Origin of the sequence: Pseudonocardia sp. DSM 110487 (assembly GCF_019468565.1) — a bacterium.
GTDB lineage: Bacteria > Actinomycetota > Actinomycetes > Mycobacteriales > Pseudonocardiaceae > Pseudonocardia.
On the sequence record NZ_CP080521.1, the window covers coordinates 6,176,841 to 6,193,544 of the forward strand.

Annotated in this window: 15 protein-coding genes; 5 read left to right on the plus strand and 10 right to left on the minus strand. The window is 72.7% G+C overall.

Translation table 11 applies throughout. The features are described 5' to 3' along the window. The first annotated feature begins 96 nt into the window (after positions 1-96). A complete protein-coding gene (locus tag K1T35_RS28730; RefSeq protein WP_220254928.1) occupies positions 97-975 on the plus strand; it encodes a LysR family transcriptional regulator in 879 nt (292 codons plus the stop codon). Positions 976-989: 14 nt separating this feature from the next. Here K1T35_RS28730 and K1T35_RS28735 read toward each other — a convergent pair whose 3' ends face one another. Both K1T35_RS28735 and K1T35_RS28740 read right to left on the minus strand, forming a co-directional pair. Beyond that, on the minus strand, positions 990-1,238 hold the full coding sequence (locus tag K1T35_RS28735; RefSeq protein WP_255620837.1) for a response regulator transcription factor: 249 nt from the start codon (positions 1,236-1,238) through the stop codon (positions 990-992). 101 nt (positions 1,239-1,339) lie between these two features. After that, the gene (locus K1T35_RS28740; protein WP_220254929.1) at positions 1,340-1,513 is read right to left on the minus strand and encodes a hypothetical protein; all 174 of its coding nucleotides are present in this window, start codon (positions 1,511-1,513) and stop codon (positions 1,340-1,342) included. Positions 1,514-1,867: 354 nt separating this feature from the next. Here K1T35_RS28740 and K1T35_RS28745 point away from each other — a divergent pair, with 354 nt between their 5' ends. Further along, positions 1,868-4,096 carry a cation-translocating P-type ATPase gene (locus K1T35_RS28745; protein WP_220262919.1) on the plus strand — a complete coding sequence of 743 codons (2,229 nt, stop codon included), beginning with the start codon at positions 1,868-1,870 and terminating at the stop codon, positions 4,094-4,096. On the opposite strand, the gene K1T35_RS28750 is transcribed toward K1T35_RS28745, so the two are convergent. Continuing rightward, the gene (locus K1T35_RS28750; protein ID WP_220254930.1) at positions 4,065-4,691 is read right to left on the minus strand and encodes a hypothetical protein; all 627 of its coding nucleotides are present in this window, start codon (positions 4,689-4,691) and stop codon (positions 4,065-4,067) included. The two genes, K1T35_RS28745 and K1T35_RS28750, sit on opposite strands and share 32 nt — an antisense overlap. Positions 4,692-5,171: 480 nt before the next feature. Between K1T35_RS28750 and K1T35_RS28755 the strand changes: the two genes are divergently transcribed. From K1T35_RS28755 to K1T35_RS28765, 3 genes are read left to right on the plus strand one after another with little or no spacing between them, the layout of a single operon-like run. Continuing rightward, positions 5,172-5,447, plus strand: a complete 276-nt coding sequence (locus K1T35_RS28755; protein WP_220254931.1) for a DUF1490 family protein — start codon at positions 5,172-5,174, stop codon at positions 5,445-5,447. Between the two features lie 4 nt (positions 5,448-5,451). Further along, positions 5,452-7,599, plus strand: a complete 2,148-nt coding sequence (locus tag K1T35_RS28760) for a cation-translocating P-type ATPase (RefSeq protein ID WP_220254932.1) — start codon at positions 5,452-5,454, stop codon at positions 7,597-7,599. A gap of 54 nt (positions 7,600-7,653) precedes the next feature. Then, positions 7,654-8,550, plus strand: a complete 897-nt coding sequence (locus tag K1T35_RS28765; RefSeq protein WP_220254933.1) for an aminoglycoside phosphotransferase family protein — start codon at positions 7,654-7,656, stop codon at positions 8,548-8,550. An 11-nt stretch (positions 8,551-8,561) separates the two neighbouring features. Here K1T35_RS28765 and K1T35_RS28770 read toward each other — a convergent pair whose 3' ends face one another. The 7 genes from K1T35_RS28770 to K1T35_RS28800 form a co-directional block, all read right to left on the minus strand. After that, positions 8,562-9,782, minus strand: coding sequence for a Dyp-type peroxidase (locus K1T35_RS28770; RefSeq protein ID WP_220254934.1), 1,221 nt, complete (start codon positions 9,780-9,782; stop codon positions 8,562-8,564). Beyond that, positions 9,779-10,330: a copper chaperone PCu(A)C gene (locus tag K1T35_RS28775; RefSeq protein ID WP_220254935.1), complete on the minus strand. Its 552-nt coding sequence runs from the start codon at positions 10,328-10,330 to the stop codon at positions 9,779-9,781. Before K1T35_RS28775 ends, K1T35_RS28770 begins: the two co-directional genes overlap by 4 nt. A gap of 96 nt (positions 10,331-10,426) precedes the next feature. After that, positions 10,427-10,963, minus strand: coding sequence for a hypothetical protein (locus K1T35_RS28780; RefSeq protein WP_220254936.1), 537 nt, complete (start codon positions 10,961-10,963; stop codon positions 10,427-10,429). A gap of 1,217 nt (positions 10,964-12,180) precedes the next feature. Beyond that, complete coding sequence (locus K1T35_RS28785) at positions 12,181-12,960, minus strand: ABC transporter ATP-binding protein (protein WP_220254937.1); 780 nt, start codon at positions 12,958-12,960, stop codon at positions 12,181-12,183. A gap of 27 nt (positions 12,961-12,987) precedes the next feature. Continuing rightward, positions 12,988-14,100 (minus strand): iron ABC transporter permease, encoded by a 1,113-nt coding sequence (locus tag K1T35_RS28790; RefSeq protein ID WP_220254938.1) that lies wholly within the window; start codon positions 14,098-14,100, stop codon positions 12,988-12,990. Then, entirely contained in the window at positions 14,097-15,383 is a 1,287-nt protein-coding gene (locus K1T35_RS28795) for an MFS transporter (protein ID WP_255620841.1), read from the minus strand. The genes K1T35_RS28790 and K1T35_RS28795 overlap by 4 nt, the downstream gene beginning before the upstream one ends. After that, positions 15,380-16,678: an opine metallophore biosynthesis dehydrogenase gene (locus K1T35_RS28800; RefSeq protein WP_220254939.1), complete on the minus strand. Its 1,299-nt coding sequence runs from the start codon at positions 16,676-16,678 to the stop codon at positions 15,380-15,382. The genes K1T35_RS28795 and K1T35_RS28800 overlap by 4 nt, the downstream gene beginning before the upstream one ends. Positions 16,679-16,704: the final 26 nt, after the last annotated feature.

Genomic DNA, 16,704 nt, shown 5'->3' on the forward strand with positions numbered 1-16,704 from the left:
GATGCACACCCCGAGCAGACCGCGGGAAGACAACCGGACCAAGGGGCGGTTCACTCTGACTGTCATCAGCGATCGTGATGAGTCGGAGGAGCCCTGGTGGAGCTGCGCCAGCTGCGGTACTTCGCGGCGGTCGCGGACGCCGGCACGTTCGTGCGCGCCGCCGAGCGGCTGCACATCGGGCAGCCGGCGGTGAGCCAGCAGCTCGCCCGGCTGGAACGCGAGCTCGGCGTGCGGTTGTTCGATCGCTCCACCCGGCACGTCCGGCTGACGTCGGCCGGGGAGCGGCTGCTGCCGGAAGCACGGGCCGTGCTGGCGGCAGCGGACCGGGTACGGGCCGTCGCCGACGACGTCGCGCACGAGACCGAGGCGGTACTCCGGCTGGGCAGCAGCCACGGCCTCGGGGATCGGCTGTACCGGATGCTCGACGAGCTTGCCGTGCTCGCGCCCGGGGTGTCAGTACGGCTGACCCGGGCCAGGCAGGAGCAGCGGCTGGCCGCGGTGCGTGCGGGGGACCTGGACGCGGCGTTCGTGCGGGTGCTGGAGTCGGCGCCCGGTCTGGAGCTGGTGCCGATCTGGCGGGAAGGGCTCGTGGTGGCGCTGCCCGAGCAGCATCCGCTCGCCGCGGCCGACACCGTGCACGTGGAACAGCTCGGCGATCTGCCGGTGCGCCTCGCGCCCGCCCGGAACAACCCGCCGTTCCACGCGATGATCACCGCGGCCCTGCGGGACGCGGGCGTCGATCCGCCGGCCGGACCGCCGTTCACGACGTTGCAGGACACCCTTGCCGAGATCGGTGCCGCGCCGCCGTCGTGGACGGTCTTCTACCACCGGGCGGAGCTCCCGGTGGTACGGCGGGTGGCGTTGCGGCCGCTCGCCGACCTCACGTTGCCGATCTCGCTCGCCGTTCTGCCCGGTGTCCCGTCCCCGCAGCTGCGGATGCTGCTCGCCGCCTGCGCCCGCGTCGCCGCCTATTGAGCGGGCACCGAGACTCAGCGCAGCAGGCCGTGCTCCCACGCCCACCCGGCGATCTCGACACGATTGCGCAGACCCAGCTTGGTCTGGACGCGGTTGAGGTGGGTCTTCACCGTGCTGAGCGCGAGGTGCATGTCCGCGGCCACCTCGCTGTTGGTCCACCCGCGGGCGCCCCGCACGACGACGTTGCGCTCCTGCTCACTGAGCATCCCGGCCGCAACGGGGTCGAGCGGTCGCCCTGCGATGAAGTGCTCCAGCAGCCGCACCGTGATCGGTCCGCGACGACGGCGAACCGGTCGACGAGGTCGACGAACCCACCAACCATCTCGACATCCGCCACCAGCTCGACCTGCTCGAACTTCTGCGTTCACTCGATGTCACCTGCGTCATCGCACTCCACGACCTCAACCTCGCCGCCCGATACTGCGACCACCTCCTCGTCCTCGACCACGGACGCGTCGCCGCCGCAGGAGCCCCGTCCACAGTGCTCACCCCAGACCTCGTGAGAACCGTCTACGAAGTCGACGCCCTCATCGACCACGAGCCGACGAGCGGAGCAATCCGCATCACTTATCAGAGCACCAGTGGTCGGACGCACACGCCGGCCGGTGCTCCGGCCGCGCCGAGGCGCTGATCCTCGGACCGGACAGCGCGAACCTGTGGACCGCGGCGGGCAGGCGGCGCATCGGCCACGGCCGTACGGAGCAGCGTCGCCCCACTCGTCGCGCCCGCGGCTGCGTCCACAGTTGCCGTTCCTCAGCGACGCAACCCGCCCGCTGCGCGTCCTTAGGTTGCCCATCATGGACAGAACGCCGGGCACCAACCCGTGACCGTGACCACTGCCGGCCAGGCCGGGACCGCCGAGCCGACCGAGACCGATCTGCTGGTCGAGGGCATGACCTGCGGGGCGTGCGCCGCGCGCGTCGAGCGAAAGCTGCGCAAGCTCGACGGCGTGCAGGCCAACGTCAACTTCGCCACCGGACGCGCGAGCATCACGCACCCCGTCACGCTCGGCGTTGACCAGCTCGTGGCCGCCGTCGAGGGCGCCGGGTACACCGCCCGCCTCTCCGAGCCGGTCACCCGCGAAGACCCGGCCGAGGCGGCCCACGAGCGGGACCTCGCGGCGCTGCGGCAGCGGCTGGCCGCCTGCGCCACGCTCTCCCTACCGGTGGTCGTGCTGTCCATGGTGCCGGCCGCGCAGTTCCCGTTCTGGCAGTGGACCGCGCTCGCCCTGACCGCGCCGGTCGCGCTATGGGGCGCGCTGCCGCTGCACCGCGCGGCACTGGTCAACCTGCGCCACGCGTCTGCGACGATGGACACCCTCGTGTCGGTCGGCACGCTCGCCGCGTTCGGCTGGTCGATCTACGCCATGTTCTTCGGCACCGCGGGCCAGGCCGGTCACGTCCACTCGCTCGACCTGTCGCTGGCCCCGAGGTACGGCGGCGGACAGGTCTACCTCGAGGTCGCCGCCGCCGTCACGACGTTCGTGCTCGCCGGCCGCTACCTGGAGGCCCGGGCGCGCCGCCGGTCCGGCGCCGCCCTGCGCGGCCTTCTCACACTCGCGGCCACCGACGCCAGGGTCCTGCGCGACGGCCAGGAACACACCGTGCCGGTCGAGCGGCTCACCGTCGGCGACGAGTTCGTGGTGCGTCCCGGCGAGAAGATCGCCACCGACGGAATCGTGGTGGACGGATCCTGCGCCGTGGACACCGCCGCGATCACCGGGGAGCCCGCGCCTGCCGACATCGCGCCGGGCGACGACGTCGTCGGCGGGTGCATCGCGCTCGACGGCCGCCTCGTCGTGCGCGCCACGCGCGTCGGCGCGAACACCCAGCTCGCCCGCACCGCCGCGCTCGTCGAACGGGCACAGACCCAGAAGGCGGCCGCGCAGCGCCTCGCCGATCGGATCTGCGGCGAGTTCGTGCCCGTCGTGCTCCTGTTCGCTGCCGGCACATGGGGGTTCTGGATGGGCCTCGGCGCCACCCCGCACCACGCGTTCGCGGCCGCGGTCGCCGTCCTGATCGTCGCCTGCCCGTGCGCGCTCGGGCTCGCCACCCCGACCGCCCTGCTCGTCGGCACCGGACGCGCCGCGCAACTCGGCGTGCTCGTCACCGGACCGGCCGCGCTCGAGTCGACCCGCCGCATCGACACGATCGTGCTCGACAAGACCGGCACGGTGACCACCGGGCAGATGAACGTCATGGACGTCGTGCCGGCCGACGGCGAGCACCTCGACGAGGTGCTCGCGGTGGCCGGGGCCCTCGCCGGAACTTCGGCGCACCCGGTGGCCCAGGCGATCGCCCGGCATGCCGGCACCGGCGGCGACGCCCGCGACGTCGTCTCGCTCGATGGCCTCGGACTGCACGGCGTGGTCGACGATCGTGACGTCCTGCTCGGGAGGCTCCGCCTCCTCGAGGAGCGCGGCGCCACCGTCCCGGACGGCCTCCGGACCTCACTCGCGGACGCCGCCGCCATCGGCCACACCACGGTCCTGCTGGCCTGGGACGGGCGCGCCCGCGCCGTGGTCGTCGTCGCGGACACCGTCCGCCCGACGAGCGCCGCCGCGATCGCCGAGCTGCGCCGCCTCGGCCTGGAACCGGTGCTGCTGACCGGCGACGAACCCGGTGCCGCGCACGCCGTGGCCGACGCCGTCGGCATCACAACGGTGGTGGCCGAGGCGCTGCCCACCGAGAAGGTGGACGTGATCGAGCGGCTGCAGGCCCAAGGCCGGGTCGTGGCGATGGTCGGCGACGGCGTCAACGACGCCGCCGCGCTCGCCCAGGCCGACCTCGGCATCGCCATGGGCACCGGCACCGACATCGCCATGTCCGCCGCGGACATGACACTCGTGCGGGCCGACCTCACCGCGGCCGCCGACGCCGTGCGCCTATCCCGCCGCACCCTGGCCGTGATCAAGGGCAACCTCGCGTGGGCGTTCGGCTACAACATCCTCGCCCTGCCCGTCGCGGCCGCCGGGATGCTGCACCCCATGCTGGCCGGGGCGACGATGGCGGCCAGCTCCGTGCTCGTCGTGACCAACAGTCTCCGGCTCGCCCGGTTCTCACCGGCCGGCGAGCCGGGAACTCGTGATCTCACGGCGCGACCTTCTCCCCGGTCGGGGTGACCGCGAACCACAGGCCCTCGGCGCCGTTGGCCCCCGTGTCGTCGTGGGCGCCCCGGTCGCCGGCGACCGTGTAGAGCGGCCAGCCCGCCAGCGTGACCTGCAGAGCGCCGTCCTCGCGTCGGAGCGTGCCGACGTGCTCGGGCTTGATCCCGAGCAGGTCGGGTTCCTGCCCGTCGGGCACGGTGACGGGCACCCACCGCTGCGCGCACTCACCGGTACACCGTGACACCGGCGGGTTGTTGCCGTCCGCATCGGAGCGGTACACGATCCGGCCGGCGCCGTCGAGCGTGCTGGTCCCGAGCGCCGCGCTCTGGATCGCCCAGAGCTGCAACCCACCGCTTCCCTGGTGGTGCAGCTGCGACGGCGCCTGGCGCTGCTGCTCGCCCTGGTGCTGGTCATGCTCCTCGCCGGACGCGCCTGCCAACGCGGCCGGCGTGGCCGGGTCCGGGGTGACCATTCGGCCGACCTGCCACCCGACCGCCGCGATGAGCGCCATCGCGGCGACGAACGCGGCGACCCGGGCGGCGGCGGTGGGAGTACGCGGCGTGGCGCGCGGTCGGTCCGGCGCGGGGACCGGGGTGAGGTCGGTGTCCACGACAGGTGAAACTAGGGACGCGTACCGGGCGCGAGTTGCGAGCCTGAGGACCCGAGACGGCGGGCACGGCCCGGGAGGCGGCGAGCGGGGTGGCGCTGCTCCGTCCGGCGGTGGCCGGTGCGCCGACTGCGCGACGGAGCCCTCAGGTTCGCGAGGCCAGGCCCGTGAATCCGCCTGTCGACGCGGTGCACCCTCGTGGGCAGCGCTCGGCCGCGTCGGTCGACCGTTGGCCGCGCCGATACCCGCACTCGGTATGCCCCTCGACGCCCTGCTCGATGCCCGGGCCCGACGCCGCGCCGTCGCCGAGCGATGACCGCCGCCGCAGCGGCGATAGACATCGATCGAGCGGTTCCTGGTTGCACGCAATCCTCGTCCCCCATCAGGTGACACGGGTCTCGGCAGTCCGTCCGGCACGGGGTCCGGGCCCTACCGGCGCGTACCCTTCATCGGGTTGCCTGTGGTTCATGGAGGGACGAGGACATGCTGGGCGGATTCGTCGGCAAGGCCGCGGGGGTGGTGGCCAGTGGTCTCGTCGGAGCGGCCGCCTACGACGGGGTGAAGCGCCTGGTGCGCAGCGACACGCTGCACGGGGCGGCGGTCACCGTCACCTCGTGGGGGCTGCGCGGGGCCCGCGCCGCCGAGGCGGGCGCCGAACGCGCCCGGCTGGCGACCGCGGACATCGTCAGCGAGGCGCGGGAGCGGGTCGGCGAGCAGACTCCGCCGCCCGGCGCGCCCGCCCACGACCACGAGCACTGATTTCGTGCCGCTGACCGTCGTCTCGGATGCCGCAGGCCGGGTCCGGTTCGCCGTGCCCGAGCTCGCCGGTAGCCCCCCGCTCGCGGTTGCCGTCGAGGACGCCGTCGACGCCGTCGCCCACGTGCGGCAGGTGCACGCATACCCCCGCACCGGGAACGTGGTCGTCTGGTACGACCCCGAGCGTTGCGACCACACCGAGCTGCAGGAGGCGATCGGGAAGGGCCTCGGCGCCGACCCGGAGGCCACGGTCGAGCGCACGCCCCGCTCGGCCGACGTCCGCAACGGCGACCTCGTGCGGCTCGTGGTCGGCGGAGCCGCGCTGGCCGCGCTGGGGATCCGCCGCTTCGGGCTGCGTCGCCCGCCCGTTCTCGGCGCGACCAGCCGCACCGTCGCCACCGGCGTCACGATCTTCACCGGCTACCCCTTCCTGCGCGGGGCGCTGCGGTCGCTCGCCGGAGGACAGGGCGGCGGGACCGACGCGCTGGTGTCGGCCGCGACGGTGGCGAGCCTCGTGCTGCGCGAGAACGTCGTGGCCCTCACCGTGCTGTGGCTGCTCAACATCGGCGAGTACCTGCAGGACCTGACGCTGCGTCGCAGCCGCCGGGCGATCTCCGAGCTGCTGACCGGCACCCGCACCCGCACCTGGGTCCGGCTCGCCGACGGCACCGAGCTGGAGGTCGACATCGACCAGCTCGGCGTCGGCGACGAGGTCGTCGTGCACGAGCACGTGGTGCTGCCGGTGGACGGCGTGGTCGTCGAGGGCGACGCCGTCGTCGACCAGGCTGCGATCACCGGCGAGCAGCTGCCGGTCTCGGTGGGTGCCGGCACCGCGCTCCCGGCGGGGTCGGTGGTGCTGCGCGGACGAGTCGTGGTGCGGGCCACCGCCGTCGGCCGCGACACCGCGATCGGCCGGATCATCGCCCGCGTGGAGGAGGCCCAGCACGACCGGGCCCCCATCCAGACCGTGGGTGAGACGTTCTCGCGCCGCTTCGTACCCGCATCCTTCGCCCTCGCCGGGCTGACGCTGCTGGTCACCCGGGACGTGCGCCGGGCGATGACGATGCTGCTCGTCGCCTGCCCCTGTGCGGTCGGGCTCTCCACCCCGACGGCGATCAGCGCCGCGATCGGCAACGGGGCCCGCCGCGGCATCCTGATCAAGGGCGGCGCGCACCTCGAGGCGGCCGGCCGGGTCGACGCGATCGTGTTCGACAAGACGGGCACCCTCACCCTGGGGCGGCCGATCGTGACCAACGTCGTGTCCTTCCACGACGACTGGTCCCCCGAGCAGGTGCTCGCCTACGCGGCGAGCTCGGAGATCCACTCCCGGCACCCGCTGGCGCAGGCGGTGATCCGCTCCACCGAGGAGCGGCACATCACGATCCCGCCGCACGAGGAGTGCGAGGTGCTGCTCGGCCTCGGCATGCGGGTCGAGTCGGACGGGCGCACGCTGCTGCTGGGGAGCCGGGAGCTGCTGCGTGGGCAGAAGGTGCCGGTCAGCCGCAAGGCGCACGACTGGGTGCGCCGGCTGCAGCGGTCCGCCGAGACGCCCCTCCTGCTTGCCGTGAATGGCGAGCTCGTGGGGCTGGTGTCGCTGCGGGACACGGTCAGACCGGAGTCGCGCCAGGTTCTCGACGCGCTGCGGGCCGACGGGGTGCGCCGGATCGTGCTGCTCACCGGCGACCACCCGGGCACCGCGGCCGCGGTCGCCGCCGAGCTCGGCATCGACGAGTACCGGGCCGAGGTGCTGCCCGAGCAGAAGCAGGACGTGGTGCGCGACCTGCAAGCCCAGGGCTACACCGTCGCCGTGGTCGGTGACGGCACCAACGACGCACCCGCGCTCGCGCTGGCCGACATCGGCATCGCGATGGGCGTCGGCGGCACCGACGTGGCGGTGGAGACTGCCGACATCGCCCTCGCCGGCGACGACCTGCGACACCTCCTGGACGTGCGAGACCTTGGCCGGCGCAGCATCGGTCTGATCCGGCAGAACTACGGCATGTCGATCATGGTGAACGCGGCAGGACTGCTGGTCTCGGCGGCCGGCGCGTTGAGCCCGGTGGTCGCCGCGGTCCTGCACAACGCATCCTCCGTCGCGGTCGTCGCCAACAGCTCACGACTGATCCGCTACCAGCTCCCCCGCACCACTACCTGATCCGCGACCCGCAGTGGGGCTGCTCTGCCTGCCGCCTCAGTACTGTCGCTTCGGATGACCAACACCGAGATCGAGATCACCGCAGACCTGGTCCGCGGCCTGCTGCAGGAGCAACATCCAGACCTTGCAGGGCTGGGCATCCGCGAGGTGGAGGGCGGCTGGGGCAACCAAATGTGGCGCCTCGGGGACGAGTTGGCCGTGCGCATGCAGCGCATGAACCCCACCCCGGAGCACCAGCTCAAGGAGCGGCGGTGGCTACCCGTGCTCGCCCCGCGCCTCCCGCTCCCGGTGCCGACCCCGGTGCGGTTCGGCGAACCGTCCGAGCGCTTCCCCAAGCACTGGACCGTGATGACGTGGGTTCCGGGCGAGCCGCTGAACCACGGCTCGATCAGCCGCGGCGTCCACGCGGCCGACACGCTGGCGGGCTTCCTCCGGGCGCTCCATGTGGAGGCGCCCGCCGAGGCGCCGATCGCTACGGACCGCGGTGCCCATCCCAGGAACTGCACGAACGGCTTCGAGAACTTCTTCCAGGCCGTTGTCCCCGACGACGTCGCTGCCGACGTCCGGGCCGTCTGGGACGACGCCGCTGCGGCCCAGGCGTGGGAGGGCCCGCCGGTGTGGGTTCACGGTGACCTCCATCCCGCGAACGTCGTCGTCTCGGACGGAACGCTCTCGGGCATCGTCGACTTCGGTGACATGTTCGCCGGCGACCCGGCGTGGGACCTCGCCGCCGCATGGGTGCTGCTACCCGCGGGCACGGCCGCACGATTCTTCGACATGTACGCGCGTGCCGACGAGGCGGCGATCCGGCGCGCCCGCGGGCTGGCCGCCATGAAGAGCCTCTTCCTGATGCTCATGGGGCAGAACGGAGATCGAGGCCTTCCCGGCGGCAAGCCGAACTGGGGACCGGCAGGCCGGGCAGCACTTGATCGTGTTCTGAAAGGGGTCTGAAACGCGCCCGATCACGCGCCGAGGAGGCCGTTGCCGACGAACTCGCCTGCCGCGCATCCCGGCGGGATGACGAAGACCGCCGACCCGACATGGGTGATCCACAGGTTCATCACGTCGGACTCCGCGAGGCGGGCCTGCACCGGCACGAACGCGGTGGCCGCGTCCGCCTGGTAGGCGGCGAACAGCTGCCCGGCGTCGGGCGTCCCGTCCGGGGCGGGCCCGTCGTCGTAGCTGTACCCGCGCCGCAGCATCCGCTCGGCCGGGTTGCGCGCCTTCGCCCGGACGACGTGCGCGCTCGCCGCCACCACCGGCATACCGCGCTCGTCGACCATCCGGGGATCGACCTCGTCGAACTCGCCGCCACCGGTCACCGGGGCGCCCGTGTCGAGCCGCCGGGCGGTCGCCATCTCCTTCCCGACGCGGCCGAAGTCGTCCCACGTGTCCAGGTCCATCCGGATCCGCCGCAGCACCAGCATGCTGCCGCCGACCAGCCACGACGGGCCGTCGCGCACCCACACGGCCTCGGACAGCTCCGGCGAGCCCGGGGCCGGGTTGGCCGTGCCGTCCCGCTGACCGAAGAGGTTGCGCGGCGTCGTCCCCACCGGCTCCGAGCCGCGGGCGGGGTTGAAGCCGCGCTGGGTCCAGCGCACCGATGTGATGCTGCGGGCGTCCCGGACGAGGCGGCGCACGGCGTAGGACAGCGGCACCGGATCGTCCGAGCACACCTGCAGGAGCAGATCACCGCCCGACCACCGCGGGTCCAGCCGGTCGGTCGGGAACGCGGGCAGCTCACGGACGACCGCGGGGCAGTCTCCGCCACGACCGAGCGCGTCGAACAGGCCCGGCCCGAACCCGAAGGTCACCGTGAGCCGTGACGGCAACGCCGGCAGCTCGGGGTCCTCGGCCGCCAGTGGAGGGCGCGCGCTCATCAGCCGCGCGGCGTCGTCGCTGAGCAGCCGCAGCAGCCGCTCCACCTCGGGACGCCCGGTGCCGGGCAGCAGGTCGAGCGCGAGGAAGACTGCGTGCGCCTGCGCCGGATGGGTGTCGATGCCGGGCTGGTGGACACCGTGGAACGGAACGGTCTCGGCGCCCACAGGTGGCGCCGCAACGGGCGCGACGTCCGCACCGTCGCCCCGGGCGGCGAGCGCCGCTGCGGTGCCGCCGCCAACAGCGGCGGCGGCACCTCCCAGCAGCAGGGCCCGCCGGCGGAGCGAGGGACCCTGCACGCTCATCCGTGCGCTCCGCCCTCGTAGTTCTCCTGCCCGCCGCTGGTCTCCTTGGCCAGGGCGGTGAACGGGACCGTGGAGCCGTCGGACAGCGTGAGGGTGACCTCGACCTGGTCACCGGGCCGGATCGGCGACGCCAGATCCATGATCATGATGTGGTCGCCGCCGGGCGCGAGCACGCGCGGCGCGCCGGGTTCGACGGCGAACCCGTCGGCCTTGGGCCGCATGACCATCGCCCCGTCGGCCCCCATCGCGACCTCGTGCAGCTCCGTGCGCGGTGATGCCGAGGTCTGGGCGGACAGGATCGTCACCGGGCCGGTCCCTGTGGTGCTGAACGTGCCGAACACCGCGGTCATCCCCGGCTCGGCAGTCTTCACCCACGGATCGGTGACGGTGACGGTCGGTGCCGCGACGGCGGCAGGCGCTGCCGACGGTGGCGGAGCCGCCGGTGCGGCCGGCGTGCCGCCGGCACACCCGGTCAGTGCGAGCGCGGCAGCGCAGGCCGTCGTGATCAACACCAGCAGCCCGCGATGGGGTCGTGCGGGAAGAGACATGTGAGATCCCTCGGATCGGTGTGTGGATCCGACCCGGGCGGACGCCCCGGGCCGGTGAGGCGCGTCGCGACACGCCTCACCGACGGTGGGAACCGGTCAGGTGCGTGCCGCGAGGGGGCGGCGCGGCGGCCCGCGCCTGCTGATGTCGTGCAGGGACGCACCCAGCCCGAGTGGGACGTCGTTCGGCAGGGCGGCGACCGCCTGCCGGCTCACCGGGAAGGGGCGGAACGGATGCAGCACCGCTACCGGCAGAAGCACCCTGGCGACATGGCTGACAAGCCGCTCGCCGTGGCTGAGGAGAACGGCGAGGACGACGGCCGCGATCCCGTGCGCTGCGAGCATCGGAACGGAGAGGACGTGCTCGGCATGCGCCCCGTGGGCCGGCGCGGCGAGCACGAACGCGACGTGCAGCAGGACCTGGGTCGTGAGCAACGCAGCGGTGGTGGCGACGGGGCCGCGGGGTCGCTGGGCGAATGCCGAGGACATCGCGTCGACGAGCGCCACCAGCACCAGGACGAACAGGACGTCCGGCGGCTCGCCGTGAGCCGTGATGTGCGCGCCGAGGGTGAGACCGACGGCCGACGCGGAGAACGCCACGGAGCGGAGCCGGCGGGCACCGCTCGACGTCGACATGGGCGGGGAGTCTACGACGGCCTCGCCGGGCGCCGACCCGAAACGAGGCAACCAGGCGTCCCCGCCATGGAGGCTGCGCCGGATAGCCGCGCCGGATAGCTGCGCCGACCGCCCGCCGACGGCAACGTGACGGCCGGCCGATCGACAGGAACCAGGGCGCCGTCGACGCCGACCCCCTCCCCGTGAGGCCCGCATGAGTCCGGCGAGCTCCGCGAGGACCGGGAACCTCGTCGACGACCTGCCCTGGCGGCCGGCCGGCACGCCGCCGCCGGCGCGGCGACCGGACCGGTCGGTGCGATGAGGCGACAGTCGGCGCGAACCTGAGGGCGCACCGCGCGAACGGAAGAAGGCAGGCGGCCGAACGGCGGGGCGAAGGACCGCTCGACGCCGTTCGCGGAACATCCGGCGTCGGCGGCTCTCAGCTTTCGCAACCCGGACGTGGCCGGCGTTCCTAGATTGCAGCACCACTTTCGCGGTTCTCGCCCGCGCCGACAACTGTGACCAGGTCCCACCCGACAACCACCTCGAGGAGCCGCTGCGACCGTACGGGGACAGGCGTGGCGCCGGCGGCCACCGACGGCCCGACGGCTGCCGCGGCGCCCGCGCTCCCCGGCGAATCAGGAGGCATGCCGGTCTGGCCGTGGATCCCGCAAGCGGAGTACGCCCCCCGCCGATGGCCACTTCACACACCCAGTGGTTGCTTCACACAGGGCCGGCTTTGTGTGAAGTCCGTGCTGGGTGTGTGAAGTCGGCTGTGGCGGCGCCACGGGCTGGTGTGATCGGCAGTTCGGCGTGTTCCCGTGTCCTTTTCACCCGTTTTGTACCGAGGCGTCGATCATGTGCGGCGGACCGGCCTTCGGTGGCGCCGCGCGCCCGAAGGGCAGGCCCCCGGCCTGCCCGCGTTGTGCTGCCCGTAGGGGCCGCAGAGGCTCGGAGGTCAAGGGTCGCGCAGCGATCGCGGAGCTTCGCGCAGCGCCCTTGAGCTCTGAGGGGCGGCCCCGCACAATGCGCGGCGCCACCGAAGGCCCTGGCACGCGCGCGACCACAGTTCCCGTTGCCCGGACACCTCATCGAAGGCGGCGTGACCGGATTCGGCAACAACCTCCGGCACAGCCATGGACAACCGGAACAACGGATCATGGGCGCGACCACCACACCGGACCGGCCCCCAGTAGCAGTGCCGACGGTCCAGGCCCGCCGCACTTCTTCAACCGCTCCTAGCCCGGACACAGTCCGGGCTCGTCGATCGGGCTGAAGATCAGTTGCAGGCAGCCGCCGCCGTACACGCGCTCGACGTGCATCCCGTACACCGCGCGCACCGTTTCGACGGTGAGGACCTGCTCCGGCGAGCCCGTGCCGACGACCCGGCCCCGGTCGAGCAGGACGAGTGCGTCGCAGTAGCGGGCGGCGAGGTTGAGGTCGTGCAGGACGACCACGGTGGTGACCGGCAGCCGGCGGACCAGGCGCAGGATCTCGTGCTGGTAGCGGATGTCGAGGTGGTTGGTCGGTTCGTCGAGGAGCAGGTGCTCGGCCTGCTGGGCCAGCGTCCGCGCGACCAGGACGCGCTGCCTCTCCCCGCCGGACAGCGTGGCGTACCGACGGTCCGCCAGGTGCCGAGCGCCCACCCGGCTCAGGGCGTCGGCCACCGCGCGGTGGTCCTCGCGGGTGAACGGGGCGAGGGCCCGGCGATGTGGGGCGCGGCCCAGCAGCACCATGTCCGCGACGGTGATCGGCAGATCCGACGGTGTCTCCTGGGCGACCACCGCCAGCCGTCGGGCGAGGTCCGCTCCGCTCAGCGTCGCGACCGGGTCGTCGTCGACGGTGACCAGACCGGCGCGCGGGCGCAGGGCCGCGTACAGGGTCCGCAGGAACGTGGTCTTCCCGCTGCCGTTGGGCCCGATCAACCCGACCACCTCACCCGGCCCGGCGCACAGCCCGACGCCGTCGATCACCAGTGTGCCGTCGTAGGCGAAGGAGACATCGGTTGCGGAGATCATCGTTGGGTGCCCGTCGGGTAGTGGGGGTCAGCGGGTCGGGTCGAGCCGGCGGACCAGCAGGAACAGCAGCGGCGCCCCGGCCAGCGCGGTGACGATGCCCAGCGGGAGTTCCTGCGGGACCAGCGCGATCCGCGCGAACACGTCGGCCCAGATGAGAAAAATCGCGCCCAGCAGAGCGGCCACCGGAAGCAGCCGGCGGTGGGCGGTGCCGACGCACAGCCGGGCGACGTGCGGGATGATCAAGCCAACGAACCCGATCCCGCCGGACGCCGCCACGAGGGCTCCGACGCAGAGCGCGACCACGACCATGGACCGGGCCCGTAGCCGGGTCGGGGAGATCCCCAGCGACTGCGCGGTGTTGTCGCCGATCGACAGCGCGTCCAGGTGGCGCGCCCAAGCCATCAGCAGAACCAGCGAGGCCGCCACGACCGCCGCGGTGACCAGGGCGGACCCGCCGCTGGCCAGCGTCAGCGAGCCGAGGATCCAGAACAGCACGGCGCGGCCGGCGTCCGGATCGTCCGAGGCGAAGATCAGGAACGAGGTCATCGCGTAGAGCACGTATCCGATCGAGACACCGGCGAGGACCAGCCGGGTCGACGTCATCTGGCCACCGACGCGGGCGAGCAGGAACACTCCCGCCCCCGCCAGCAGCGCACCGACGAACGCGCTGCCGGCCAGTGAGCTCGTGCCGATCCCCGCGCCGAACCCGAAGAGGATCGACGCGGCCGCCAACGTCGAGGCCCCGGAGGTCACCCCCAGCAGGTACGGCTCGGCCAGCATGTTGCGGGTCATGGCCTGCAGCACGACCCCGGAGATCGCCAGGCCGGCTCCCGCGACGGCACCCAGCAGCACGCGTGGCACGCGCAGCAGCCAGACGATGGCGTCCTGGGCCGGGGTCCAGGTGACCTCCTGCGGAATGCCGATCAGCGGGCGGCTCACGATCTGGGCCACCGTGCCCAGCGCGATGCCGACCGGCCCGATACCCACCGCGGCGGGCAACGAGATCAGCAGCACGAGGGTCAGCCCTCCGACCCAGATCCAGGTGTGCCGCCTCCGCCGGTCGTAGTCGAGGTCGTCGATCTCGGGCGGATCCGCCGCGGGCGGGAGCGCATCCGGCGTCACGCCGACGGGGCGCGTCATGTCGTCCTCTCGGAGCGGAGCGTCAGCGCGGCACCCAGGGCGAGCAGGGTGAGCAGGCCGAACACCGTGGCAGCGCCCAGGTAGCCCCCTGTGGCCAGCCCCGCCGCCCCGACGGCCGCGCCGAGGAACAGGGCCAGGCTCATGCTGGAGGAGTTGAGGCTCAGGGCCGTTCCCCGCACCGCGCCGCAACGGCGCACCAGCAGGGTCACCACCGCCGCCGCGATCACCGCGTGGCTCGCCGACAGCGCCGCGGTGGCCAGCAGCGTCATCCACAGCACCGGCGCCAGGTACACGGCGAACAGTGCGACAAGCGCCGTCAGCAGGCTGATGCGCATCGCGCGGTGCGCCCGCTCGTCGGATTCCGTGGTGTTCACCAGCCGGCCTGCGACCAGGTGGCCGATGAAGAACGACCCCCCGCTGAGGGTCCACACGAATGCGAACGCTCCGGGCGCCAGGCCGAACTTGTCGGTGTAGAACGGGGCCAGGAACGCCAGGTGCCCCATGAAGGCCCCGGTTCGCCCGAACGCCACCAGGAGCAGCGGGCGCGCACCCGGCACTGCGGCCAGCATGCGGAAGGCCGCGAAGTACCCGGGGCGCTCCTCGCCGGTGACGTGCGCCTCGCGGCCGTAGCGGAGCAGGACCGGCGTCAGCAGCAACGCCACCACCGCGACCGCGATCAGGTCCCCCTGCCAGCCCCACCACAGCGCGGGGAACGCGATCAGCGGCGCGGCCAGCGTCGCGGCCAGCGTCTGGGTCGTCATCACCAGCGTCGCGGCTCGGCCGGCGGCCGGGCCGGTCCCGAACCGATCCGCGGCCGCAGTGGACAGGGCCGGGTAGAGCGCCGCGTTCGACGCGCCGATCACGAGGCAGAACGCGGCCAGGGCGGGGATCCAGGCCAGCGTTCCGACGACGGACGCCGCGGCGAGCAGCACCAGCGCCCCGGCCGCCACCCGGCCCGGCGCGATCCGCCCGATCAGCGGCGCCACCGCGATGCCCACCAGCACAGCGCCGATGCCACCCAGACCGCGCAGCGCGCCCACCGCCGCATCGCCCTCGCCGGTGGCGTCGGCGATCGACACCAGGAAGGTGCTGAACACCGTGAACGGCAGAAGTCCGACCGCGGAGGCGAGCAGCGCAGGCCAGATCGCGCCGGCGATCCGCCGGTCGCTGGGCAGCGGCTCGGCCTGCGCCCCGGTCCCCTTCGTCGGGGTCGTGTTCTCGGTCGTGCGGACGGCGTGGCCGCGCTGCGTGCCCTCGCCCGGTCCCCGATCGTGGTCGTTCACTGCGCTCCCGAAATCTCCGCGCGGATCATGCTCAGGTCGTCGTCGAAGTCCTGCACCAGGAAGGCGTCGGAGAACCGCTCGCCGGGGCGCGCCTGGGTCGCGCGTATGAGCTTCTCCTCGTAGTTGGTGAGGAGCGTGTCGATCGTCGGGCACGGCGAACCCAGGTGGCGCGCAACGCCTTGGATGATCTTCGTGCGGTAGTAGTCCTCCTTCGGCATCCTCGGGACGTCCCACTCCCCCGCGCTGTCGACGAAGATCGGCCGGATGGGGATCGCCGAGAAGTCGAAGTACCGCCCGTTCTCATCCGGCTCGGAGAACGGATCGACCAGCAGCGAGGCGTACCGCACGTACACCAGGTACTCCTGGTGGATCAATGGCAGCTGTTCGAAGCGGTCGATGTCCTCAGGGCGCACACTCTCCGGGCGCACGGGATAGCTGTCCTCGACCATGAACCGGAGCAGGTTGACCCCCGTGGCCCCCATCTTCGCGACGAGAGCGGTCAGCTCCTTCCACTGCGCCACCATGTCGCGGATCAGCGACGGTGTGATCGGGCCTTCGGGGAACAGCTTGTAGACGTATTTGGTGTGTTCGGGCTCGCCGAACACCGCGTTCAACGACACCTCGTTCATGAATAGCGGTGGGTGGACGTACAACGAGATGTTCCTGCTCTCCGCCTCCACCGGGCGGTCCATGACCTCCACCGCGATGCCGAGTTGCTCGTGCAGCCCGCCCAGCCCGTCGACGCCGCCCGATCGGCCGTCAGACGAACCCAGGTACAACTTCCTCTTGACCCCGGCGGTCAACACGTGGGGTGACGGAGATCCGTCCCACCAGCGGGTGTCGCCCAGATAGCTGGAGAAGCTGACCACCTCGGCGTTCGCCCCCTGCCTTCGCAGGTAGTTCCGCACGAGGCTGTTGGAACCGAAGGTGGGCGAGACGAGGACGACGCATCCGAGCCGCCGCAGGACGCTGCGATCCAGCCGGTCCAGTACCGCGACGTACGCGTCGGCGGTGACCGTCAGGACGAGGGTGCGCCATTCCCCGTTGACGCTCTCGTAGCGCCGGAAGACCTCGTCGAGGGCGCATTCCCCGGCCAGCTCGTGGTGCGTGTCGTTCTGGACGTCCACGCGGAGCACGCCGCCGCTCTGCGCCAGCGCCGAGAAGAACGTCTCCGACCGGTGGGACTCTCGGCCCGCGATGCCGACGGCGCAACCCAGACGGTTCTTCATCATGACGGCCAACTGCACGGACGTCGGTCCGGTTCCGGCGATCAGGACTCGCCCGAAATCGTTCATCTGCCACCTTGTCGATCAGCCTGGAA

What these genes read in the sequence shown, in the direction of transcription:
- K1T35_RS28770 (WP_220254934.1), bottom strand. Translation starts at nt 9,782, where the DNA reads ATGAGCGTGCAGGGTCCCTCGCTCCGCCGGCGGGCCCTGCTGCTGGGA.
- K1T35_RS28780 (WP_220254936.1), bottom strand. Translation starts at nt 10,963, where the DNA reads ATGTCGACGTCGAGCGGTGCCCGCCGGCTCCGCTCCGTGGCGTTCTCC.
- K1T35_RS28800 (WP_220254939.1), bottom strand. Translation starts at nt 16,678, where the DNA reads ATGAACGATTTCGGGCGAGTCCTGATCGCCGGAACCGGACCGACGTCC.
- K1T35_RS28745 (WP_220262919.1), top strand. Translation starts at nt 1,868, where the DNA reads ATGACCTGCGGGGCGTGCGCCGCGCGCGTCGAGCGAAAGCTGCGCAAG.
- K1T35_RS28790 (WP_220254938.1), bottom strand. Translation starts at nt 14,100, where the DNA reads ATGACGCGCCCCGTCGGCGTGACGCCGGATGCGCTCCCGCCCGCGGCG.
- K1T35_RS28785 (WP_220254937.1), bottom strand. Translation starts at nt 12,960, where the DNA reads ATGATCTCCGCAACCGATGTCTCCTTCGCCTACGACGGCACACTGGTG.
- K1T35_RS28755 (WP_220254931.1), top strand. Translation starts at nt 5,172, where the DNA reads ATGCTGGGCGGATTCGTCGGCAAGGCCGCGGGGGTGGTGGCCAGTGGT.
- K1T35_RS28775 (WP_220254935.1), bottom strand. Translation starts at nt 10,330, where the DNA reads ATGTCTCTTCCCGCACGACCCCATCGCGGGCTGCTGGTGTTGATCACG.
- K1T35_RS28765 (WP_220254933.1), top strand. Translation starts at nt 7,654, where the DNA reads ATGACCAACACCGAGATCGAGATCACCGCAGACCTGGTCCGCGGCCTG.